Origin of the sequence: Bradyrhizobium sp. (assembly GCF_035570375.1) — a bacterium.
GTDB lineage: Bacteria > Pseudomonadota > Alphaproteobacteria > Rhizobiales > Xanthobacteraceae > Bradyrhizobium.
Map to the genome: position 1 here is coordinate 66931 of NZ_DATMLW010000129.1, position 22651 is coordinate 89581.

Below are 22651 nucleotides of genomic sequence, written 5' to 3' on the forward strand. Positions count from 1 at the left end.
CGCCAGAGCCGATAGTTTCGCTCTCAACACGGAGCGTGAATCGACATGGCCGAAATTCTGGCCGCACCACAACAAGCGAAAGCCGACGAACAGCTTCGCACGCTGGCTGCGATTTCGACGGCCCATTGGGTCAGTCATTTCCATATGTTTGTGCTGCCGATGCTGTTCCCGTTCCTCAAGCAGCAGCTCGGGGTCGGATATATCGAGCTCGGCTTTGCGCTGACCGTCTTCGCCGTCACCTCGGCCCTGACCCAGGCGCCGATCGGGTATGTCGCCGACCATATCGGTGCGCGAAAAATCCTGCTGATGGGCCTCGCCCTCGGCGGCTGCGCGCTCATCATGCTCAGCCTGCACCTGACCTATCCATGGCTGATCGCAAGCACGGTGCTGCTCGGGCTTGCCAACAGCGTCTATCACCCGGCCGATTACGCGATTCTGTCGGCCCACATGAATGAAGCGCGGATGGGCCGGGCGTTTTCGATTCATACCTTCGCCGGATACGTCGGCGGCGCGGTGGCGCCGGCGGTCGTCGCGACACTGGTCGCAACCATCGGAGGCCATGGCGCGCTGATCGTGAGCGGCGCGGTCGGACCGTTCGTTGCGCTGCTTCTCCTCGTCGTCGGTATTCCCGACGCGAGCGCTGCGGACCGCAAGATGTCCGGCACGCACATCCCGCGGCAAGGCGTCATCACGCCGACGCTGGTGATGCTGACGATCTTTTTCACGCTTCTGAGCCTGTCCAGCGCCGGCATCGGCAATTTCGGCCTCGTGGCGCTGATGAGCGGCTATGGCGCGACCTTGTCGGCGGCCAATTTGGCGCTGACGGCCTATCTCGGCGCCAGCGCCATCGGCGTGCTGGCCGGCGGCTTTCTCGCCGACCACACCAGCCGGCACGGCCAGGTCGCCGCCGCCTGCTTTGCGATCAATGCTGTCATCATGTTGATGATCGCAATGCTCAATCTTCCGTCGCTGCTGCTGACGGCTGCGATGGCATCGGCAGGATTCCTCGGAGGCGTGATCGCTCCCTCCCGCGACATGCTGGTCCGCAATGCGGCGCCGCCGGGTGCTGCGGGACGGGCATTCGGCATCGTCTCCACCGGATTCAATCTCGGCGGCATCATCAGCCCGCTGCTGTTTGGCTGGATCATGGACCAGAACCGGCCGCACTGGGTATTCGGCGCGTCGGTCGTGTTCATGGTGATGACCGTCCTGCTCGCACTTGCGACCGAGCGAACTCCGCAAGGCAAACAGAAGGCTTCCGATCCCCGCATCATGCATCCGTAAGCCCGCGCGCCGGCGCGGGATTCTCTTTTTTGAGCATGATCTCCGCGCAAACGCGTTCCGCGTTTGTTAGCTAAGGGAAAACCGGTTTCCACTTTGCGCCGACGCGGTCCTTCGGGTCCGGATCATGCTCTATTGCGTTTTCGAGCGAAGTGGAGACCGGTTCGCGTGAAGAAAACGCGTCAAAACAAAAGAGTAGAGCCCGGTTTTGATTCTATCAAAACCGAATAGGCTCTAGGCGAATTGCGGCTGCCGCGCCCCGCTCATCAAGCGCGCGCGTTCGGTATTGGGCCAAAGCAGCAACAGGCCGAGCAGGCCGGATGCGATCAGGACGACGGCGTTGATGGTGAAACCCGCCATGTAGCCGTCGAGCAGACCGGAAGCGCGCTGGATCATGCTGCCCATCACCGCAGGCGCCAGAATGCCGGCAAGCGTATAGATCGCCCCATAGATGGAGATCACGGCGCCACGCTGGGATACCGGCGTGAACTCGCTGATCATCGGCGCGCAAACGACATAGATCGCGCCGCTCAGTCCTGATCCCGCGACCAGCAACGCGATCTGCGGCGCACCGGCCTCGACATAGGGAATCGCGGCAAGAATCGATCCACCAACCACCAGCGGGACCGTGCCGAGAACGCCGCGCGCACTGCGGGTCGAAAATCCGTTTGCGACCATGACCTGCGAAATCCATCCCGTCAGCAGCACCACGACAGCACCGAACACCCAGGGCAGGATCGAAATCCACCCGGCTTCCTTTTGCGAAAAGCCAAGCCCTTTGACGATGAAGGGCGTGAACCAGGTGAGACCGAGCGACAACGCCCAATAGGCGCCGAAGGTCGCACCGCAACAACCGACGAAGGTGCGTGAGGTCAGAAGCCGCAGATAGGGAATGCGCGGCTCGCCATCCACCGCCGCCGTCGATTGCACCAGCGGTCCCTCCGCGCCCAGGATGAGCCACGCCAGGACCCAGATCAGGCCGACGACCCCAAGGGCACCGAACGCATAGTGCCAGTCGTAGTTGACGATCACCCAGTTCAGCGCCGGCACTGCGAGAATCACGCCGAAGGCCGATCCTTGCGACAGCACTGCCGTGGGCAGGGTTCGCTTCTCGTCCGGAAACCATTTGTAGATGGCATGCACGGCCACCGAACCCGCCGGTCCTTCGCCAGCGCCGAGAATGACGCGGCAGATCAACAGCGTCGAAAAACTGACCGAGCCGACCATCGGGAATTGCGCCAGCGCCCAGATCAGCGCCAGCGCCAGCAGCACCCAGCGGGTGGGGACGCGATTGGCCAGAAATCCGACCGCAATCGCCGAGATCGAAAACAGGAAGAAGAAGGCGGAGCCGAGCAGGCCGAACTGTTCCGGCTCAAGCTTCATCTCGGTCATAATCGGAACCCCGGCGAGACCGACCACGATCTTGTCCGCGAAATTGACCAGCATGAACAGAAACAGCAGAAACGTGATCTTCCAGGCACCCTTGGGTGTCGGTTGCGCGATCATGGTCGTTCCCTCGCGATTTGGCCTGTCGGACCGATGGCCTTGAGGGGATGCTAACCAAGGCAGATCGGATAACGCAACCGGACAAATTGGCCGGATCGCGCCCGCCTGGCGCCTTTGCCGAATCGTTTTTTGGACAGCCTCATGATCACGATCGCGCGCCGTGGTGTTTGACACCGTGATCTCCAGCCACGGCCTTGGTAAGGTGAGCGTAGACCAGAGCTCTTTGAAGGTGACGCGCTTCGCATGACCAACGGCAACCAGATCGTGCTCAGCGTCCGCAACCTGACCAAGGCCTATCGTTCCGCCGGAGAAGAGATCGCGGTCTTGCGCGGCGTGAATTTGAGCGTTGCAAGCGGCGAGCGCGTCGCGCTTACTGGCGAATCCGGCAGCGGCAAGAGCACGCTGTTGCATCTGATCGCGGGCCTCGATCGCGCGGACCGCGGCGAGATCAGGATAGCCGATACGTCGATTTCCGATCTCGGCGATAGCGGACTGGCGGCGTTGCGGCGCGATCGGCTTGGCCTGGTTTTTCAGCAATTCAACCTGATCCCCAGTCTCAACGTGCGGGACAACCTCGCCTTTCAGTCCCGCATTGCCGGCTGTCACGATGCGGCCTGGCAATCCGAGCTCGCGGAGCGATTGGGACTTGGCGGGCTCCTCCACCGCTATCCCGAGCAGTTGTCGGGCGGCCAGCAGCAGCGGGTCGCGATCGGGCGCGCGCTGGCCGTGAGACCATTGCTCCTGCTCGCGGACGAACCCACGGGCAATCTGGATGAAGCGACCGCGGACGACGTGCTCGCGCTCACCCGCGATCTGGTCGCGCGAACCGGCTGCAGCCTGTTGATGGTCACCCACTCGCTGCGGCTTGCCGGCACGCTCGACCGTCATATCAACCTCACCGCGGGGCTGATCGCGTGACCCGCCGCGCCTTGTGGATTCTTGCGGTTCTCTTGAGTCATTGGCGCAGGCATCCGATGCAACTCGCCACGCTCCTGATCGGATTGATTTCGGCGACCGCGCTATGGAGCGGCGTGCAGGCGTTGAACCAGCAGGCCCGCAACAGCTACGATCGCGCCGCGGCGGCGTTCGGCGGCGCCAGAACGGCTGCGCTCGTGGCCCGCAATGGTGCAACATTCGCCCAACAGCTCTTTGTCGATCTGCGCCGCGCCGGCTGGAGCGTGTCACCCGTGCTGGAGGGGCGCATTCAGATCGGCGGCCGGACATACCGGCTGCTCGGCATCGAGCCGGTCACCCTGCCGGCGGAAGTCGGAAACGCACCGGCGATCGGCAGGGCGGGTTTGCAATCTTTCGTCACGCCGCCCGGAGAGACGCTGACTGCGCCCGAGACACTTTCCGAACTTGGCCTTGCCGAAGGCGCCTCGCCGCTGGCGAACACAGGCACCTCCCTGCCTCCGCTTCGCATCGCCTCGCAACTCGCGCCGGGTGTCATGGTGGTCGATATCGGCCTCGCGCAGTCGCTGCTCAAAATGCCCGCCCAGGTCTCGCGCCTTCTCGTTGGCAAGGCCAAAGGTCCCCGAACGCCGCTCGAAGATATCGCTGGCGACACGCTCCGCTTGGTTGAGGCAAACGCCGAGACCGACCTCGAACGCCTGACCGACAGCTTTCACTTGAACCTCACGGCGTTCGGCCTGCTCTCGTTCTTTGTCGGCCTGTTCATCGTCAACTCCGCGATCGGCCTTGCTTTCGAGCAGCGCCTGCCGATGCTGCGAACCTTGCGTGCCTGCGGCGTTTCCGCCACGGCACTGAATGCGACGCTGGTACTTGAGCTGATCTCGCTCGCACTGCTCGCCGGCCTTGCCGGCATGGTCTGCGGCTATCTCATCGCAGCAATACTACTTCCCGACGTCGCGGCATCGCTGCGCGGGCTTTACGGCGCCCAAATTCCCGGACAGCTTTCGCTTAAGCCGCAATGGTGGGCCGCAGGCCTCGCCATCAGCGTGATTGGGGCGCTGCTGGCCGCGGCTGCGAGCATGCTGAAAGCGATCCGCCTCCCCGTGCTCGTTCCGGCCCAACCTCATGCGTGGCACCAGGCGCAGCGCAGATGGCTGGTTCTGCAAAGCGCGGCCGCCGTCATCGTGTTCGCGGCGGCGGCCGGTTTCCTGTCATTCGGCGACTCCCTTCTCGCAGGTTTTGCGGTGCTTGCCTTTCTGCTGCTTGGCGCAGCGCTCCTGTTGCCCGGGATACTCGAACTCGTGCTCGCACAAGGCCAGCGGCGGGCGCAACAGGCACTTGCGGTCTGGTTCTGGGCCGACAGCCGCCAGCAGCTTTCGGGATTGTCGCTGGCGCTGATGGCATTGTTGCTCGCGCTGTCGGTGAATGTCGGCGTCGGCACCATGGTCGAGACCTTCAGCCGAAGCTTTATCACCTGGCTCAACGGACGCCTGGCTGCCGATGTCTACATCAATGCAACCGACGACGCGCAGGCCTCCGCGATTGCGGCATGGTTGCGCGATCGCCCCGAGGTCGCGGCGATCCTGCCGGGCGGTCGGGCCGATACGCAGATCGGCGGCGCGCCGGTCGAAATTCTCGGCCTTCCCGACCATGCCACCTACTACGATCACTGGCCGTTACTGGAGTCGGCCGCAAACGCCTGGCCCAGACTTCGGCCCGGCACTGCGGCTTTCGTCAGCGAGCAACTTGCGCGGCGGATGAAACTTGCGATCGGCGACGAGGTCGACGTGCCCGCAGCGGGAGTGATCTGGCCGCTCGAGGTGATCGGCATCTACGCGGATTACGGCAATCCGAAAGGCCAGATCGCCGTCAATTTTGCTGCCCTCACCCGGCATTTCCCGAACATTCCGCTGACGCGATTGGGCCTGCGCGCCGATCCTGCCGTTGTTCCGGCGCTGATGTCCGCGTTACGCGACAAGTTCGGATTGGACGACCGCAACCTCGTCGATCAGGCCACCTTGAAGGCGGAGTCGACACGGATCTTCAACCGCACCTTTGCGGTGACGGCGGCGCTCAATGCCTTCACGCTCGGTGTTGCCGGCATCGCCTTGCTGACCAGCCTGCTCACTCTCGGGAATTCGCGTCTGCCGCAGCTCGCGCCGCTTTGGGCCATCGGCATCACGCGAAGCCGGCTTGCCGCAATCGAGCTCTTGAAGACGATGTCGCTCGCCTTGATCACGGCCCTGCTGGCATTGCCGCTGGGTCTGTCGGTTGCCTGGTGCCTGATCGCGGTGGTGAATGTGAAAGCATTCGGTTGGCGGCTGCCGTTTCACGTCTTCCCGTTGCAACTACTCGAGCTACTCGGCGTGGCCATGGCGGCTTCGGCCCTGGCCGCGGCAATTCCGGTTCTGAAGCTGACGCGAATCCAGCCGACAACCCTCGTCAAGGTTTTTGCCGATGAGCGATAGCTGTCGGATTTCGCGCCGCGCCTTCGCGGGCGGAGTGCTTGTTCTGCCGCTCGCGCAGACGAGCGGCTTTGCGCAAGGCTTCGCCGGGCTGGGCATGAGCGGCGACGGATTCACAGCCGTCGTTCCCGGCAAGGCACTCGCCTTCCCGGCCGATCACGGTCCGCATCCGGATTTTCGCATCGAGTGGTGGTATGTGACCGCCAATCTGCGGGATTCGAGCGGGGCGGCCTATGGCGCGCAATGGACGTTATTCCGCCAGGCCATGCATCCGGGCGCGCAGCAGGAAGGATGGGCCAATCAACAGATCTGGATGGGTCACGCCGCTGTCACGCGCGCCGATACCCACCGTTTCAGCGAAACCTTTGCGCGCGGCGGCGTCGGCCAGGCCGGCGTCGAGACCTCGCCATTTCGCGCCTGGATCGATGCGTGGCAGATGCGCGGGCTTGAGGGAATGCGCGACGATGTGATCGCGCCGCTCGCACTGAACGCTTCGGGTGCCGATTTTGCCTGCGCGCTTCAGCTCGATGCCGATCACGCACTGGTCCTGCAAGGCGAGGGCGGCTACAGCCGGAAATCCGATCGGGGACAGGCCTCCTATTACTACAGCCAGCCCTATTTCAAGGCGACCGGCAGTATCGCGATCGACGACGGGCCAGTTCAGGTGGCAGGTCTCGCCTGGATGGATCGGGAATGGAGCAGCCAGCCGCTTGCCTCGGACCAGAAGGGTTGGGACTGGCTGGCGCTGCATTTCGATTCCGGCGAGAAGCTCATGCTGTTTCGGCTGCGGCAGAGGAACGGCGACAATTTCATTTCGGGCAAATGGTTCTCCTCGGATGGCAAATCCCGACAGATCACGTCACGCGACCTCGCCATGACGCCGAAGGAATTTTCCGCCATCGAGGGGCGAAGGATCCCGACCAGCTGGGATATTGCGATTCCGGATATGACGCTGGCGATCTCCTGCGCACCGCTGAACGCGAACAGCTGGATGGGGACGAGCTTTCCGTATTGGGAAGGGCCGATCAGTTTTGGCGGCAGCCACAGCGGTATTGGATATCTCGAGATGACCGGCTATTGAGGCCCATCTCTCGGACGAAGAGGAATGCACGCATGTATCATCTGACGGCCCTCGTAACCTGCCTTGCGCTCCTGTTCTATTTCGTGACCGGCACGCGGGTTGCGAGAGCCCGCGCCGCTTTCGGCATCAAGGCGCCGGCGATATCCGGCCATCCCGATTTCGAGCGGATTTTCCGGGTGCAGATGAACACGCTGGAATGGTTGCCGATCTTCCTGCCGTCGCTCTGGCTGTTTGCGATCTACATCGGCGATACGATCGCGGCGGCGATAGGCCTGGTCTGGATTGCCGGCCGGATTGCTTATCTGATCGGCTACTCCAACGCCGCCAACAAGCGTGGCAGAGGCTATGGCATTCAGGCGGGCGCCGCTATCGTTCTCTGGCTGGGCGCAGCCGGAGCCATCCTGTGGCGCATCGTGCACGCATGAAGCACCATGTTGGCAAGCAGGATTTACGCGGTGCCGAAAGCGCAAAAAGGGGCGACATACGGCCGCCGCCGCCGTTAATTGACTTCGGGATGATCCCAAGTTTAAGTACGCCGCCCAGCGGTAAGGCAGCACTATCCAATTTCAAAACATCAGCTCTTTAACGGTGTTTCCAGCACACGAAGGTTGAAACGAGCCTATCGATATGAATGCCTTTTTCAAACGCCAGCTTACCGATTATGTGGAATATCATCGTGATCCATGGAACTGCGCGATGCATGTATTCGGCATTCTGGCCTTGTTTACTGCGGCGGTTCTTCCGCTGAGCATGTGGCACATTTACTCGCTCGGCGCTTTCACCACCATGGCGCCCATCATGGTGCTACCGGTCCTGATCTACTGGCTGCTGCTCGATTCGGCTTTGGGAGCGGCGATTCTTGCCATCGCCGTCATCCTGCTTTCGGCGGCCGCGTTGATCGTCGGCCATGCCGCTCCGATCACAGTGTGGTCGATCACCGCGATTTTGATCGTGATCGGCATCGGCTTTCAGGTTGTGGGGCATCGCGTCTTCGAGCGCCGCCAGCCGGCGCTTGTCGATAACCCGGCGCATTTGTTGCTCGGCCCGATGTTTGTGATGGCCAAGCTGTTCACTGCGTTTGGCTTCCGGCACGATCTGGCGGTCATCCTCGCTCAACCTCAGCCGCAGCCGCCTCGCGGTTCTTCATCCTATGCCGAGGATCATCAGGTCGGGCCGCTGCCACATTCATGACCAGGGTACTTGTCACGGGCGGCACCGGTTTCATCGGGCAACACCTGGTATCGGCGCTTGCGACCGGCGGTCGACAGGTGCGTGTCCTCGATCTTCGCGCTCCGATCTGTGCCGCGCCCGAAGTCGAATATGTCCAGGGCTCCGTGCTTGATCCGGGGTCGGTGACTGAGGCCCTTGCTGACGTCGGCGAGGTGTACCATTTGGCCGGGCTTCCTGGTATGTGGTTACCTCAGAAGGCGGACTTCGATGCGGTCAACCGGCACGGCACCGAAGTCGTGATCATGGCGGCGCGCAAGAAAGGTGTCAGCCGTTTCCTGCACTGTTCGACCGAGTCCATCCTGTTCCGGCCGTCGCCATTGCGGGGTGGGCCCGGCGACCACAGTTTGCTGCCACCAGAGGAAATGCCGGGCCTCTACACACGCTCAAAGATGCTCGCCGAGCGGTTTGCGACGCAGGCTGCGGCGTCCGGGTTTCCGCTGGTGATCGGCACGCCGACCATGCCGATCGGACCGCACGATCACAACCTCACTCCCCCCACCGCGATGCTGCAGCACTTTCTGCATGCGCGCCTGCAACTGTACCTCGACTTCGTCGTGAATTTGGTCGACGTGCGAGACGTCGCCACCGGTCTCATCCTGGCGATGGAACGCGGACAAATCGGCCAGCGCTACATCCTCGGCGGCGAGAGCATCCCCTTGAAAAAAATTCTGCAGCTGACGGCGATGATCAGCGGCCGCCGCTCTCTGTCGATCGCGGTTCCCGGCCGGTTGGCCGAGATCTCCGCGAAAATGCTGGAGCTCATATCTGATCATGTGACCCACCGTCCGCCGACCGGTACGGCCGAGGGTGTCAGGATAGCGATGCGGGCAACCGATCTCTCGATCGACAAGGCGCGACGCGAACTTGGCTATGCGCCCCGCCCCGTCGAACCCACGTTGCGCGATACCATCGCCTATCTGCTCGGCTCCCGCGAGCATCACAAACCGCGCTCGTAATTCGATTTTGCCGGGATTTGCCAGCACCCTCCAATGAGGAATATAACTTGGCCATGACGCATGATCCGAATCCGTTGTTAGCTTTCGTCTGGAGCGGTTGGACCGCCACCTGGCCCACACAATTGCTGGCGCTTATCTGGGTCGGCTGGCTCATCAGCTGGGGCGTGGGCTCGTTCTTTTCGGGCCGGACCGAAAAGCACGTGAGGACCTGGGACTCGCGCGCCTATCGCATTCCCATTCTGATCGGCGCCGTTCTGCTCACGCCCTGGACCGCACAAGTGCTCGGGGAGAAGCCGCTTTGGCATTTCGGAAATGCCGGCATTTATGTGCTCGCGGCGCTGACCCTGGCCGGATGCCTGTTCACGTGGTGGGCGCGAATTCATCTCGGACGTTTCTGGTCCAACGCGATCACCCGCAAGGAAGGCCATCGTGTCATCGACACCGGCCCCTACGGGCTGGTTCGTCATCCCATCTATACCGGTCTCATCGGCGCGATGATTGCGACGGGCATCGCGGTCGGAACTGCAACCGCGCTGCTCGGTACGGCGTTGATCGCCCTCGGGCTCTGGCAGAAGGCACGCATGGAGGAAGGTTTTCTCACCAGCGAACTCGGCGCGGATGCCTACGGCCCCTATTGCCGCCGCGTTCCCATGCTGGTGCCGTTCCTGCCGCAGCGCTGAAAACGCAATCGCAAGCAGCCGAGACGCTGGCGCGCGACGTCAGCGCGGCGGTAGCGCCTGCGCCTGTCCCGAGACCTCAGCTAGCGGCATCAGACGGCGCGGCACGACGATGCGCTCTCCCGGCACCAGCGGCGTGCGGTCCGGGCCCTTGTTGATCTGCGTGACCGACCAGAGCGGCACGTGGTACGCCGCCGCGATCGACTGCAAACTGTCGCCGGGCCGCGCAAACACCGGCATGCCGCTGTCCCAAAGCTCGATCGCGGTGTCGGGCGGAACGACGTAGCGAATCTGCACCGGATCGCCTTCGCCTCTTGCGGTCGCAAGCTGAAGCACTTTGGTCACCAACTGTTCCTGGATGGTATCGTTCTTTTCGATATTGATATGCAAAACCTCCTTGCGCTGGGACAGATCAAAGCTCGCATAGTGACCGCGGTAGCCCGGTTTCGGTTTGACGTCGCCGCCGCCGAGAACATCCTTCGACAGGAAGATATTGATGAAGCGATCGACGTTGAGCGGAACCTCGGGCGTGACATGGGCCGGATCGATGGTGACGACAAGGCTGACCCTGATGCCTTCAGCCTCGAGGATCTCGGAAAACTTCACCGCGCAAAGCCCGCCCATCGAATGTCCGATGAGGATGATTGGAGCCGGGTCCGCGCGATACTCGCGCAGGGCGCGCGCGGCAATCAGCTGGCAAATGGTGAACTCGTAGACGCTCGCGGTAATGCCCGCATCTTCAAGTTTTTCCGTCAGGCTATCCATCCCGCGCGAAAAAATCGGCCCGAGGGCGCCGCGGAACAAATAGGCGCGTCCATGAAATTCGCTTGCCGGCTGGCCGGGCTCTACCGACGGCGTTGCGGTAGCCTCCCGCGCCCCCGCGACCGGGCCGGCAGCTGCCGGATCAATGCCGCCGTGAGCGAGTGCGGCCCAAAACATTGCCCCACAAACGACCGCCGCCACTCGCGTCTGATTGAACATGCGTTCCACGAACCGTCCCAAGCGCTGGACGCCCCCATTCGATGCCGGCGAGATCGGCGCGTCAGCAAGTAGTACGCCATTCGAGGCGCGCGGCAAACCTAATGCAGGCGAATGGGTGGAATTGTGGCGCGGCCTCGGGAGACAGAAAAATCGCAGGCGGTGAAATCATGGCTTTGCCGTGACCTCATCCCCTTGATCGAGCATTGATTTCCCGGTCGCGAGGGGCTTACCTTTGCGCGGCCTAGTGTGGCGGTTCAGAAGTCCGCATCATTTCTGCCGCGAGTTCGGACATGCGGACTTCTGAACCAAAGCCACAACTAGAAACAATGACTTACTAGTGTCCTTTCGATTCCGAAGTTCGCAAACGAGGTGTCCGCAAAATGATGCGAACTTCGGAATCGGGACACTAGGGTCTCGCCGATGCCTCCTTCGGCCGGCTGCCGAAAACGACGGAGTCGATCTCGGCGATGACCTTCCGCTGTATGATTTCGTTCTTGTCGATAGTGATGTGCCCGACCCCCGGGACGCTCTGCACGTTCACGTTTTCAAGCGAGCCGCGCAGCGCTCTGGTCGGTGCGACCGGCTCGCCATTGCCGTTGGCGATGTAGAAGTTGATGTATTTTCCGACGCGGCCGGACAGGCTGGTGCGAAACACCGAATCCAGACCTATCGCCAGTTTGACGGGGGCGCCAAGCTGATCGAGGCGCGCCACCATGTCGGGCAGAACGGTCGCGCCCGAGGAATGTCCGACCAGGATGATCGTCTTCACCCGGCCGCTGCGGTAATCAGCTGCGGCTTCGTCGGCGAGCGACGCCCATCCCAGGTAATTCACCACTGTGACGGGGATGCCCTGCGCCTGAAGCCTGGCGGCGATTTCGTCGAGGCCGAGCGAGAAGATGTTGAGCACGCCACGGAGCAGATAAACATGAGCGCCCGTTCCCGCCTGCGTGGGAACCGCATTCGCCGGGGTACCGGCCGGAAGTGCAAGCAGCAGCAAGGTAATTGCCGCGGCCTGGAGCGAGCGCAACCAAAATCGGGCAGGCGAACGAAGCCTGCCGACAAACTCCGTGTAGCCGCGATGTGATTTCATTGGTCTCCCCCGAAGACAAAAACTGGTTGGCCGGAACGTAGCCCCGGGATGCTCGCATCTGCAATAATAGGTGGCGCGACGAATCACTTTAATCCCCACGCCGTGTCCCTATTGCAACACCCTGATTTTACAAATTGATAACGGCCCGAGCCTTGACGCATGCGGCGCGGCGTACAACAGACGCCGCGTCGCATTCTCGATACCATAGCTTTGCCAACGAACGCGCCGTCTCAGCGGTCACTTTGTCAGCGGACAGCCGCTCTCCCTGGCGGAGGGGAAAGCCTTGTCGCCGGGCACCACGGCGATCTGCTTGTAATAATCCCAAGGTTTCTTTGACTCGGAGGGCTTCTTGACCTCGAACAGATAGAGGTCGTGCACCATGCGGCCGTTTTCGAGCACCTTGCCGCCGCCTTGGGCGAAGACGTCGTCGACCGGCAGTTCCTTCAGTTTCTTGGCGACGGCATCGGAGTCCTTGGTGCCGGCCGCCTTCACCGCCTTCAGGTATTGCAGGGTGGCCGAATAGGTGCCGGCGTGGATCATGCTCGGCATATGGCCGGTTCGCTTGATGAAGCGTTGCGAGAACTCGCGGGTCTTGTCGTTCTGATCCCAATAAAAGCCTTCCGTGAGCACAAGTCCCTGGGCGGCCTGCAGTCCCAGGCCGTGCACTTCGGAGATGGTGAGCAGAAGGCCGGCCAGCTTCTGACCGCCGGAAACGATGCCGAATTCCGCCGCCTGCTTGATCGAGTTGGTCGTGTCCAGACCCGCATTGGCAAGTCCGATGATCTTCGCCTTCGAGCTTTGCGCCTGAAGCAGGAAGGAAGAGAAGTCCGAAGAGTTCAAGGGAATGCGGACGGAGCCGAGAACCTTGCCGCCCTTGGCCTTCACGAGGTCGCCGGTGTCCTTTTCCAGCGCGTAACCGAAGGCGTAGTCGGCAGTCATGAAGAACCAGGTGTCGCCACCGGCTTCGACCAGCGCACCGCCGGTCCCCACCGCGAGCGCGTGGGTGTCGTAGGCCCAGTGGAAGCCGTAAGGCGTGCAGGCATCGCCCGTGATGCGCGAGGTTGCGGCGCCAACGACGATGTCGATCTTCTTCTTTTCCTTTGACAGCTCCTGGATGGCAAGCGCGACCGACGAAGTCGTCAACTCGGTGATCATGTCGACGCCTTCGACCTCATACCATCGCCGTGCGATGCTGGTGGCGAGATCGGGCTTGTTCTGATGGTCGGCGGAGACGATTTCGATCTTCTCGCCGAGCACGTTGCCGCCAAAATCCTCGACCGCCATCCTGGCCGCTTCGAGGGAATATTTGCCGCCATAGTCCGCATAGACCCCCGACTGATCGTTCAAAATGCCGATCTTGACGGCGTCGGCCGAGGCCGGAATCGCGAACAACATTCCGCCTGCGGCAATAGCGGCCGGCAACACTCCCAATCTCATGGTCTTCGCTCCCAAAATGTGTGATGCCGGGCATGATATTTTATAACTCTTCGACTGCCCACCCACCCGGAATGCGCCGTTAGTAGGGTCGCGAAGCCTGCCCGATTGTGGCAACCGCAAGTGGTCCGATTCTAACGTTCGCATCCCATCTCGGCGGACACCTTTACGAATGTCAAATCCACTCCACTACGCCGCTGAAGCCGGCTTTTTCCGGAGCGGCCGATCCGCAAGGTTGCGGACCAGCACATAAAAGATCGGCGTGAAGACCAGCCCGAACATTGTCACGCCGAGCATGCCGAAGAACACGGCGACCCCGACCGCCTGACGCATTTCCGATCCCGAGCCGGTCGAGACGACGAGCGGCAAGACGCCGAGAATGAAGGCGAACGACGTCATCAATATGGGCCGCAGCCGAAGCCGGCAGGCTTCAATGACGGCCTGCAGCCGCGGGTGGCCCTCGAGCTCGATATCGCGGGCAAACTCGACGATCAGGATCGCGTTCTTTGCCGCCAGTCCGACCAGAACCACGAAGCCGATCTGGGTCAGGATGTTGACGTCCTGTCCCATGATCCGCACGCCGACCGTTGCCGCGAACAGGCACATCGGCACGATCAGGATTACGGCGAACGGCAGAGTCCAGCTTCCATATTGCGCGGCAAGCACCAGATACACGAACAGCACGCAAATCGGGAACACGTAGAGACCCGAATTGGCGCCATGGACCTGCTGATAGGAAAGATCGGTCCAATCATAGGAAAAGCCGCTGGGCAGGATCTGGTCCGCCAGATGCTTCATGATGTCGATGGCGGTCGACGAACTCGTTCCCGGCGTTGCTTCGCCCTGAAGTTCGGACGCGGTGTAGAGATTGTAGCGCGCGACGCGATCGGGACCGGCGATGTTGCGGAAATCGACCACACTGCCGAGCAGCACCATGTCGCCGGCGACATTGCGGGTACGCAGGCGGGCGAGATCGGCGGTTTCCTTCCGGAACGGCAAGTCCGCCTGTGCGGTGACGTGATAGGTGCGTCCGAGGATATTGAAGTCGTTGACGTAGGACGAGCCGAAATAGGTTTCGATCGCATCGGTCACGTTCTGGATCGGCACGCGGAGCTTCTGGGCCTTGACGCGGTCGATCTCGACGAACACCTGCGGCGTATTGGCGGTGAAAGGCGAGAAAACCGAGGTCAGTCCCGGTGCCTTACGGGCTGCGGCGACCAGTTCGTCGGTCGCCGCCGCCAGCAATTGGGCACCGCGGCCCTGCCGGTCCTGGATACGCATGGTGAATCCACCGCCGGTACCGATGCCTGGAATCGAGGGCGGCGGAATAACGATGATAAAGGCGCCTTCGATCGCGGAAAGCCGCCGGCGCAGATCGCCGGTGATCTTCGCGGCCGACAAGCCCTTCTTCAGACGTACCTCCGGCTCATCGAACACCGGAAACAGCGCGGCCGCATTGCTGGACTGGGTGCGCGTCGCCCCGGACAGCCCCGCGAACGCCGCCACGCGAATGATGCCTGGCGTATCGAGGGCGATGCGCTCGACCTCGCGGACGATCTCGGTGGTTCGCGCCAACGAGGCCGCTCCCGGCAATTGCACGGAGACGATGACATAGCCGCGGTCCTGCGCCGGAATGAAGCCTTGCGGCGTGGTGGCCAGGAGCCAGCCGGCGGTGCCGATCAAGCCGACATAGATCATCAGCATCAGCGCCGAATGACTGATGACGAACGCCGCCGCGCCGGCGTATCGATTGGAGAGCCAGTCGAAGCCGCGGTTGAAAAAGCCGGAGAAACTTTCCCAGCCGCGCGCTATCAGGTTCCAGCGCGCGGGCGGCCGTTTTTCCTCGTGCGCCACCAGTATCTGCGACGCCAGCGCTGGCGAAAGCGTCAACGAGCAGAAACAGGAGATCGCGGTCGCGACCGCGATTGTCACGGCAAATTGCTGGAAAAACTGTCCGGAAATTCCACCGAGGAACGCGGTGGGCACGAAGACGGCACACAGCACCAGCGCAATCGAAACCAGCGCTCCACCCACTTCCTCCATGGTGCGCAGCGCCGCCTCGCGCCGGCTCATGCCGTCGCGAAGGTGCCGCTCGACATTCTCGACCACCACGATGGCATCGTCGACCACAATCCCGACCGCGAGCACGAGGCCGAACAGGGTCAGATTGTTGACCGCATAGCCGAGCGCGGCCATCGCGGCGAAGGTACCGACCAGCGACACCGGGATCGCCACGATCGGAATAATGGCAGGCCGCCATCCCTGCAGGAACACGAGCACCACAATGACAACGAGGATCATCGCCTCATAGATTGTCTTGATCAGTTCGCTGACGGATTGCGCGATGAACTCGGTCGGGTTGTAGCCGATATTGTAATCAAGCCCTTTCGGAAAACCGGCCTTGAGCGTGGCCATGGTATCGGTGATATTTTTTGCCGTGGCGAGCGCATTCGAGCCGGGACGCTGGGTCACCAGCATCGCCACCGCGGTCTTGCGGAGCAGGAAGCTGTTGGTGGTGTAATCGAGCGCGCCGAGCTCGATCCGTGCGACGTCGCGTAGCCGCACCGTACGTCCCTCCTCGCCGGCCTTGACCAGGATGTCCTCGAATTGCTGGACGTCCTTCAGACGCCCGATGAAGGAGAGGTTCGGCTGAAAGGCCCGGTCCGCGATCGGGGGGGCGGCAAGCTGGCCGCCGGCGATCTGCAGGTTCTGCGCGCGGATCGCGGCGAGCACGTCGCCGGCCGTCAATCCGAGATTCGCGATCTTGTCGGGATCGAGCCACAGTCGCATCGAGTAGTCGCGCGCCCCGAAAATCTGGATGTCGCCGATGCCGTCGAGCCGAAGCAGCTGGTCGCGGACCTGAAGCAGCGCATAATTGCTGATATAGAGCTGGTCGAAGCTGTCGTCGGGCGAAAGCATGAACACGACCATGAGGATGTCGGGACTGTTCTTGCGCGTGACGACGCCGTTGCGCTGAACCTCCTCGGGCAATTGCGGGATCGCGATGGCGACCCGGTTCTGGACCAGCACCTGGGCCTTGTCGAGATCGGTGCCGAGCTTGAACGTCACCGTGATGGTGAGCTGGCCGTTCGAGGTGGCCTGGCTGTAGAGATAAAGCATGTCCTCGACGCCGTTGATCTGCTGCTCGATCGGAGCTGCGACGGTGTCGGAAACGGTCTGCGCGGACGCTCCGGGATACTGGGTGGTGACGACCACGGTGGGCGGCACCACTTGCGGATATTCGGCGACCGGCAGCGTGGTGTAGGCGATGGCGCCGACAATCAAAAGCACGATGGACATCACCATCGCGAGAATGGGCCTGTTGACGGAAAGCGCGCCGAGATTCATGTCTTGCCACCAGTGGGAGCGGTCTTGGCGGCATGCGGCGCGACCTTCGCTCCGACACGCACGCGTTGCAGGCCATCGACGACCACGCGGTCTTCGGGCTTGAGACCGTCGCGGATCACGCGCAAGCCGTCGTCGATCGGCCCGAGCGTAACGACCTTGGCCTCGACCGTGTCATCTTCCTTCACCACAAACACGATCTTGCGCGACTGATCGGTGGCAACGGCCGTGTCCGGCACGAGCAGCGCTTCGTAGGGTGCGCTCGCGATCAGGCGAACCCGGCCGAACTGTCCGGGAAGGATCGAAAGATCCTTGTTGGGGATCACCGCCCGTCCGCGCAGCGTTCCGGTCGAGACATCCAGACGATTATCGAGAAAATCGATCTTGCCCTCGTGAGACGGCTTGGTTTCGCCGGTCAGCGTCACCTGGACCGGATTTGGGTTTTCGCGCGAACTCGGACGCTTGCCTTCGAAATAAAGCCGGTTGTATTTCAGATAGGTCGCCTCATCCATGTCGAAATAAACGTAGATCGGGTCAAGCGAAACGATCGAGGTCAAAAGCGTCGAGCCGCCCTCGCTGCCCTGCACGAGATTGCCGACGCTGACGAGGTGCCTGGAGACCCTGCCCGAGATCGGCGCCAGCACGTGCGTGAATTCGATATTGAGCTGGGCCGCCTTGAGCAGGCCCTCGGCCTGCATCTGCGCCGCATGCGCCGCCTGCAGCGCCTGGCGCCGCTGGTCGACGGTTGACTCCGCCACATTCTGCGACTGCACCAGCGTGAGCGAACGGTCGAGTTCCCGCTTGGCGAGTTCGGCCCTGGCGCGCGCATCCGAAAGCTGGCCGTCGGCCTGCTCGGCTACAGCTTCGAACGGACGCGGATCGATGAGATACAGGAGATCGCCGGCATTGACGGTAGCGCCGTCGCGGAATTCGACGCCGGTGACGAAGCCGCCGACGCGGGCGCGAACCTGAACCTCTTCGACCGCGTCGAACCGCCCGGTGAATTCATCCCAATCGGTGACGGTGCGCTTGACCGGCTCGGCGATCGTGACCGGCGGCGGAGCCGCGGCTGCTTGCGCCGCCGGCTTGTTATCGCAGCCCGTCAAGCCGAGCGCGAGCAGTGCGACCACAGGGATGAGATCGCGGAGCGTGCGGATGTCGACCAATCGAACTTGACGCTTCGATTTCTCAGTCGCGCTCAAGGTCCCCTCCTCTGAACTATTGTGGCGAGCGATAAGGCGGTTCGGATCAGCGACCGGATCAACAAGATGAGATCGGCAGCCAGTCTCTGCAAGAAGCGGGCAGGATCAAGTGGAATCTGCCGGCAGCGGCTTGTTCTCTTGCCATGCATCCGATGGGGAAGGCGATTTTATGGTTCCCCTCCTTCCCGGTACTCCGCTAGATTGTGCTTTTGCCGCCAACATTCGCAAACCCATCCGCTGCAATCGTAGGCGAATGTGAGAACAGGACCACTGGCCAATTGTCCGGGGAGGACCATGGTCTTGCGCGGGAGACTTCAGGGATTCGGGATGCGGCAATCGATGACCCTGCAGAAAGAGCCGATATTCCTTTTTCGGCATAACAAAATCCGTTGGGAGGGATAATGTATACCGGCAAGCATGCACGCCTTCGTCCGCTTCAGCCTGCCTTCATCATGGCAAACTCCGGCGAATCCGTAACCTATGCCGAGCTGGAAGCGCGTACGAGCCGCCTGGCACATCTATTCCGCAACCGCGGCCTGAAGCGTCTGGACCACTATGCGATCTTTATGGAGAACAACAGCCGCTACCTTGAAGCCTGCGGCGCGGGCGAGAGGGCTGGCCTTTATTACACCTGTGTGAATTCCTACCTGACGGCAAGCGAACTTGCCTACATCGTCAACAACAGCCAATCGCGAATCCTTATCACCTCGGTCGCAAAGCTCGATGTCGCCCGCGAGGCGCTGCGCCAGTGCCCCAAGGTTGAGCTCTGCATCGTGGCCGACGGCTCGAGCGAAGGCGATCGCATCGTCGGCCTGCGTGATGCGACCAGCGGACTGCCCAGGACGCCGATCGAAGACGAATACATCGGCACCGCGATGCTCTATTCGTCGGGAACGACAGGACGGCCAAAGGGAATCCTGAGGCCGTTGGCCGAGCAGCCGCCGACCCAGCAATTGCCGATCTTCGATTTCCTGCAAAAGCTTTGGCAGTACCGCGAGGGCATGATCTATCTGTCGCCCGCACCGCTCTATCATTCGGCGCCGCAAGCCGCCGTCAATCTGACGATCCGGATCGGCGGCACCGTCGTCATCATGGAGAGCTTCGATCCCGAGCGCTATCTCGAACTGGTCGAGAAATGGGGCGTAACCCACAGCCAACTGGTACCGACCATGTTCTCGCGGATGCTCAAGCTGCCGCAAGCCGTGCGCTCGCGCTATGATCTGTCCTCTCTCGAAATCGCCATTCACGCCGCCGCGCCCTGTCCGGCCGCGGTAAAGGATGACATGATCAAATGGTGGGGCCCGATCATCCACGAATATTACGGCGCCACCGAAGGCCTCGGCTTCACCGCCTGCAACAGCGCGGAGTGGCTGGCTCACAGGGGCACTGTCGGCCGGGTCCTGTTGGGCGAACTTCACATTCTCGACGAGGACATGCGGGAGTGCCCGACCGGGACGGCGGGCACGGTCTGGTTCAAGACCGCAACCCCGTTCGAATATTTCAGCGATCCCGTCAAGACGCGCGAGGCTCGCTCGCCGGATGGCACCATGAGCACCGTCGGCGACGTCGGATATGTCGACAACGACGGCTATCTCCACCTGACCGATCGCGCGACCTTCATGATCATTTCGGGAGGCGTCAACATCTATCCGCAGGAATGCGAGAACCTGCTGATCACCCATCCCAAGATCGCGGATGCCGCGGTGTTCGGCGTGCCCAATGCCGACCTCGGTGAAGAAGTGAAGGCGGTTGTGCAACCGATGCCCGGGGTCCAGGTGGGACCGGATCTCGCCGAGGAGTTGATCCTGTTCTGCAGCCAATCGCTGGCGCGACAAAAAGTACCGCGTTCGATCGACTTTGAGGACCAGTTGCCGCGTCTGCCGACCGGCAAGCTCTACAAACGGCTGTTGCGCGACCGTTACTGGGGCAGCAAGACGTCGCGGATTGTCTGAGGCCGGCGACGGCTCGCCGAGGCCGCCGCGCCCGCGAACGATTCCTGAAGTTGGGGATGACCGTGACCTGCTCCTTGATTGATGAGCGGCTTTCCGCTGAGATATTGGCTGGGGTCAAGGTGCATGATGAAATGGAAAATGGAACGCGATCTTCTGATCGCGCAAACCATGGCGTTTGTGCAGTCCGTCACCGCGGGGAAGACGGACGCTGAAGATTGGGCTGAATCAATCCGGCCGGATCAGCCTGTAGAGGTCGCACGGCCCGCGCACGCCGTCCCTGTTGTCCGCCCGACCCCTCCTGCTCGCCCCAATGACATGCGCGAAGAAATCCGCGGACGGGTGGCGGCGTTCCGCGCCCATCAGGAGCTTTTTCGTCGCGACCGCGACAATTATTGCGAGTCGGTCCTGGCGAAGGTTCGCGCTGCAACGCAGCGCCCATCCAGAACGGTGGATGACCAGCCGACCAAGCGCTGATCCCTGATTTCGTTCGAACGCCATGCAAGCGGAAAAGCGCTTGCATGGCGCGGTTTTTGCACCGCTTAATCGGACCGCCCGCTGCCATCCCATGCGCGGCAAACCGAGAGGAGCAAGGTCATGACGCTACTGAGTAGAAGAGGTCTTCTGGGAACGGGATCGACCATGCTGGCGCTGGCGGCGTTTGCCAACAAGGCCGCGTTCGCGGCGGGCTCGCCGGGGCTGACGACCCACATGCTGGACACGGCCAACGGCAAGCCCGGCGAGGGTGTAAGGGTCGACTTCAGCGTGCTCGATGGCGGCGCCTACAAGCTCATCAAGACGGTTCGCACCAATGTCGACGGACGGACCGAGCCGTTGCTGACCGCCGAGACCATGAAGGCGGGCCAATACGAACTGGTGTTCCATCTTGCCGAATATTACACGAAGCTTGGCACCGTGCTGCCCAATCCGCCCTTCCTCGAGAGGGCCGTGATTCAGTTCGGCATGGCGGATGCGACAGCGCACTATCACGTGCCGGTGCTGGCGACGCCCTGGAGCTACACGACCTATCGCGGCAGCTGAGACAACCGATTCAAACGGGAGGAAGCCGATGAGCGCTCGTCCTGGACTGCTTGCCTCTCTGATCTCCGCCCTGATGCTGTGCGCCATGATGTCCTGGCCGCCCCTGATCGCACCCGCGATCGCCGGCCCGGTCGACATGGCGCCCATCAATGCGATGGATCGCGCCGCCTTCGTTCAGAAGTTCGGCGGTATTTTCGAGAACTCGCCATGGGTCGCCGAAAAGGCCTGGGAAAAGCGGCCATTCGCAAGCCTCGATGCGATGCACGCCGCGATGGTCGATGTGGTGAAGTACGCTGCCGCACCGATGCAGCTCGCCTTGCTGCAAAGCCATCCCGATCTCGCCGGCAAGGAAGCCCAGGCTGGCACGATGACCGCCTCGTCGGTGGCCGAGCAGGCAAGCGCCGGGCTTAACGCGCTGACTCATGAGGAGATGGTGCAGATCTCGGACCTCAATGCGGCCTACAGGAACAAGTTCGGATTTCCGTTCATCATCGCGGTGAGAATGCACACCAAGGAGGGAATCCTGTTCGAATTCAACCGCCGCCTCAGGAACGAAACCCAGACCGAGTTCGGCAACGATCTGCAGAATGTCTACATCATCACGCGATTGCGGCTGAATAAATTGCTGGATGCAAGCTGAGCCAGGGGCGCTTGCGAACCTTCCTCGCTCGCGACCCAGGCGCGACCGGTATGGATCTGGTTGACGCGACCGCCTTGCGACAGCCGGTTTATTTCCCAAGTAGGAAGACAGGGCGGGGTAACCGACAACGAAAAGATGGGATCCCACGTGCATTATCTGCCGCTCACTCCGGTATTCTTCTCGTTCCTGGTTTTCGTGTTTGTCGGGCTGATCATCCTGATTCAGCTTCGCATTCTCCGATACGCCTATATGAAGCTCGGGGTCAGCCCGCTCACGGCGCTTTTTCTGTTGTTCGGCTCGCTGATCGGCAGCTATTTCAACATTCCGATTACGATTCTGCCGGGACCGTCGGTCAGGTCGGGGCAGGTCGTGGAATATTTCGGCATGCAGTACGTCGTGCCGCTGGTCGAGCAGTGGCCCGGCACGGTTCTCGCCGTCAATGTCGGCGGCGCGGTGATCCCGACCATCATGTCGACCTATCTCGTGATCCGGTATCAGCTCTGGTTCAAGGCAGCGATCGCGGTCGCGGCGATCGCCTTCATCATCCACGCCATGGCGACCCCTGTGCATGGAATCGGCATCGCGGTGCCGGTGTTTGTCCCCGTCGTGGCCACCGCCATCCTCGCCTTCATTCTGTCGCGCGAATACGCCGCCCCGTTGGCCTATATCGGCGGATCGATGGGAACGCTGATCGGAGCCGATCTTCTCAATCTCGACAAGATCGGCGGCCTTGGCGCGCCCGTGGCTTCGATCGGCGGCGCCGGAACGTTCGACGGCATTTTCCTCACCGGAATCCTTGCGGTTCTGCTCGCCGGCATTGCCTCTCCGTCCCGGCCGAAACCGGCCTGGTAAGGACGAAGC

19 protein-coding genes are annotated in these 22651 nt (G+C 62.0%); 13 read left to right on the plus strand and 6 right to left on the minus strand.

The window, feature by feature from the left end:
• Window positions 1-45: 45 nt before the first annotated feature.
• A complete protein-coding gene (locus tag VNX23_RS13680; protein WP_325630781.1) occupies window positions 46-1284 on the plus strand; it encodes an MFS transporter in 1239 nt (412 codons plus the stop codon).
• A 231-nt stretch (window positions 1285-1515) separates the two neighbouring features.
• Here the strand turns inward: VNX23_RS13680 and VNX23_RS13685 are convergent, their stop codons facing one another.
• Window positions 1516-2787 carry an MFS transporter gene (locus VNX23_RS13685; RefSeq protein ID WP_325630783.1) on the minus strand — a complete coding sequence of 424 codons (1272 nt, stop codon included), beginning with the start codon at window positions 2785-2787 and terminating at the stop codon, window positions 1516-1518.
• A 264-nt stretch (window positions 2788-3051) separates the two neighbouring features.
• On the opposite strand from VNX23_RS13685, the gene VNX23_RS13690 reads away from it, so the two are divergent.
• From VNX23_RS13690 to VNX23_RS13720, 7 genes are all read left to right on the plus strand, one after another.
• Window positions 3052-3705, plus strand: coding sequence for an ABC transporter ATP-binding protein (locus tag VNX23_RS13690; RefSeq protein WP_325630834.1), 654 nt, complete (start codon window positions 3052-3054; stop codon window positions 3703-3705).
• 56 nt (window positions 3706-3761) lie between these two features.
• Window positions 3762-6167, plus strand: a complete 2406-nt coding sequence (locus tag VNX23_RS13695; RefSeq protein ID WP_325630836.1) for an ABC transporter permease — start codon at window positions 3762-3764, stop codon at window positions 6165-6167.
• Window positions 6157-7245, plus strand: a complete 1089-nt coding sequence (locus VNX23_RS13700) for a lipocalin-like domain-containing protein (RefSeq protein WP_325630785.1) — start codon at window positions 6157-6159, stop codon at window positions 7243-7245. The genes VNX23_RS13695 and VNX23_RS13700 overlap by 11 nt, the downstream gene beginning before the upstream one ends.
• A 32-nt stretch (window positions 7246-7277) precedes the next feature.
• A complete protein-coding gene (locus VNX23_RS13705) occupies window positions 7278-7670 on the plus strand; it encodes an MAPEG family protein (protein WP_325630787.1) in 393 nt (130 codons plus the stop codon).
• Window positions 7671-7872: 202 nt separating this feature from the next.
• The gene (locus VNX23_RS13710; RefSeq protein WP_325630789.1) at window positions 7873-8436 is read left to right on the plus strand and encodes a DUF962 domain-containing protein; all 564 of its coding nucleotides are present in this window, start codon (window positions 7873-7875) and stop codon (window positions 8434-8436) included.
• On the plus strand, window positions 8433-9431 hold the full coding sequence (locus VNX23_RS13715; RefSeq protein ID WP_325630791.1) for an NAD-dependent epimerase/dehydratase family protein: 999 nt from the start codon (window positions 8433-8435) through the stop codon (window positions 9429-9431). Before VNX23_RS13710 ends, VNX23_RS13715 begins: the two co-directional genes overlap by 4 nt.
• 53 nt (window positions 9432-9484) lie before the next feature.
• The gene (locus VNX23_RS13720) at window positions 9485-10111 is read left to right on the plus strand and encodes an isoprenylcysteine carboxylmethyltransferase family protein (RefSeq protein ID WP_325630793.1); all 627 of its coding nucleotides are present in this window, start codon (window positions 9485-9487) and stop codon (window positions 10109-10111) included.
• A gap of 39 nt (window positions 10112-10150) precedes the next feature.
• On the opposite strand, the gene VNX23_RS13725 is transcribed toward VNX23_RS13720, so the two are convergent.
• The 5 genes from VNX23_RS13725 to VNX23_RS13745 all read right to left on the minus strand — a co-directional run bounded on the left by VNX23_RS13725 (window position 10151) and on the right by VNX23_RS13745 (window position 18124).
• On the minus strand, window positions 10151-11110 hold the full coding sequence (locus VNX23_RS13725; protein ID WP_325630794.1) for an alpha/beta fold hydrolase: 960 nt from the start codon (window positions 11108-11110) through the stop codon (window positions 10151-10153).
• A 385-nt stretch (window positions 11111-11495) separates the two neighbouring features.
• Window positions 11496-12179 (minus strand): hypothetical protein, encoded by a 684-nt coding sequence (locus tag VNX23_RS13730; protein WP_325630796.1) that lies wholly within the window; start codon window positions 12177-12179, stop codon window positions 11496-11498.
• Window positions 12180-12416: 237 nt separating this feature from the next.
• Window positions 12417-13616: an ABC transporter substrate-binding protein gene (locus VNX23_RS13735; protein ID WP_325630798.1), complete on the minus strand. Its 1200-nt coding sequence runs from the start codon at window positions 13614-13616 to the stop codon at window positions 12417-12419.
• A gap of 186 nt (window positions 13617-13802) precedes the next feature.
• Window positions 13803-16961, minus strand: a complete 3159-nt coding sequence (locus VNX23_RS13740; protein WP_325630799.1) for a multidrug efflux RND transporter permease subunit — start codon at window positions 16959-16961, stop codon at window positions 13803-13805.
• The gene (locus VNX23_RS13745) at window positions 16958-18124 is read right to left on the minus strand and encodes an efflux RND transporter periplasmic adaptor subunit (protein WP_414642994.1); all 1167 of its coding nucleotides are present in this window, start codon (window positions 18122-18124) and stop codon (window positions 16958-16960) included. The genes VNX23_RS13740 and VNX23_RS13745 overlap by 4 nt, the downstream gene beginning before the upstream one ends.
• A gap of 437 nt (window positions 18125-18561) precedes the next feature.
• Between VNX23_RS13745 and VNX23_RS13750 the strand changes: the two genes are divergently transcribed.
• The 5 genes from VNX23_RS13750 to VNX23_RS13770 all read left to right on the plus strand — a co-directional run bounded on the left by VNX23_RS13750 (window position 18562) and on the right by VNX23_RS13770 (window position 22642).
• A complete protein-coding gene (locus tag VNX23_RS13750; protein WP_325630801.1) occupies window positions 18562-20112 on the plus strand; it encodes an AMP-binding protein in 1551 nt (516 codons plus the stop codon).
• Window positions 20113-20250: 138 nt separating this feature from the next.
• Window positions 20251-20586 carry a hypothetical protein gene (locus tag VNX23_RS13755; protein WP_325630802.1) on the plus strand — a complete coding sequence of 112 codons (336 nt, stop codon included), beginning with the start codon at window positions 20251-20253 and terminating at the stop codon, window positions 20584-20586.
• A 165-nt stretch (window positions 20587-20751) separates the two neighbouring features.
• Complete coding sequence (uraH, locus tag VNX23_RS13760; RefSeq protein WP_325630840.1) at window positions 20752-21150, plus strand: hydroxyisourate hydrolase; 399 nt, start codon at window positions 20752-20754, stop codon at window positions 21148-21150.
• A gap of 28 nt (window positions 21151-21178) precedes the next feature.
• Window positions 21179-21790, plus strand: a complete 612-nt coding sequence (uraD, locus tag VNX23_RS13765; RefSeq protein WP_325630804.1) for a 2-oxo-4-hydroxy-4-carboxy-5-ureidoimidazoline decarboxylase — start codon at window positions 21179-21181, stop codon at window positions 21788-21790.
• A 135-nt stretch (window positions 21791-21925) separates the two neighbouring features.
• On the plus strand, window positions 21926-22642 hold the full coding sequence (locus VNX23_RS13770) for a DUF1614 domain-containing protein (protein WP_325630806.1): 717 nt from the start codon (window positions 21926-21928) through the stop codon (window positions 22640-22642).
• Window positions 22643-22651 lie beyond the last annotated feature (9 nt).

Coding starts and splice junctions, on each gene's coding strand:
- VNX23_RS13695 (WP_325630836.1), top strand. CDS start 3,762: ATGCAACTCGCCACGCTCCTGATCGGATTGATTTCGGCGACCGCGCTA.
- VNX23_RS13715 (WP_325630791.1), top strand. CDS start 8,433: ATGACCAGGGTACTTGTCACGGGCGGCACCGGTTTCATCGGGCAACAC.
- VNX23_RS13750 (WP_325630801.1), top strand. CDS start 18,562: ATGTATACCGGCAAGCATGCACGCCTTCGTCCGCTTCAGCCTGCCTTC.
- VNX23_RS13680 (WP_325630781.1), top strand. CDS start 46: ATGGCCGAAATTCTGGCCGCACCACAACAAGCGAAAGCCGACGAACAG.
- VNX23_RS13770 (WP_325630806.1), top strand. CDS start 21,926: ATGGGATCCCACGTGCATTATCTGCCGCTCACTCCGGTATTCTTCTCG.
- VNX23_RS13740 (WP_325630799.1), bottom strand. CDS start 16,961: ATGAATCTCGGCGCGCTTTCCGTCAACAGGCCCATTCTCGCGATGGTG.
- VNX23_RS13755 (WP_325630802.1), top strand. CDS start 20,251: ATGGAACGCGATCTTCTGATCGCGCAAACCATGGCGTTTGTGCAGTCC.
- VNX23_RS13720 (WP_325630793.1), top strand. CDS start 9,485: ATGACGCATGATCCGAATCCGTTGTTAGCTTTCGTCTGGAGCGGTTGG.
- uraD (WP_325630804.1), top strand. CDS start 21,179: ATGAGCGCTCGTCCTGGACTGCTTGCCTCTCTGATCTCCGCCCTGATG.
- VNX23_RS13705 (WP_325630787.1), top strand. CDS start 7,278: ATGTATCATCTGACGGCCCTCGTAACCTGCCTTGCGCTCCTGTTCTAT.
- VNX23_RS13710 (WP_325630789.1), top strand. CDS start 7,873: ATGAATGCCTTTTTCAAACGCCAGCTTACCGATTATGTGGAATATCAT.
- uraH (WP_325630840.1), top strand. CDS start 20,752: ATGCTGGCGCTGGCGGCGTTTGCCAACAAGGCCGCGTTCGCGGCGGGC.
- VNX23_RS13700 (WP_325630785.1), top strand. CDS start 6,157: ATGAGCGATAGCTGTCGGATTTCGCGCCGCGCCTTCGCGGGCGGAGTG.
- VNX23_RS13730 (WP_325630796.1), bottom strand. CDS start 12,179: ATGAAATCACATCGCGGCTACACGGAGTTTGTCGGCAGGCTTCGTTCG.
- VNX23_RS13735 (WP_325630798.1), bottom strand. CDS start 13,616: ATGAGATTGGGAGTGTTGCCGGCCGCTATTGCCGCAGGCGGAATGTTG.
- VNX23_RS13685 (WP_325630783.1), bottom strand. CDS start 2,787: ATGATCGCGCAACCGACACCCAAGGGTGCCTGGAAGATCACGTTTCTG.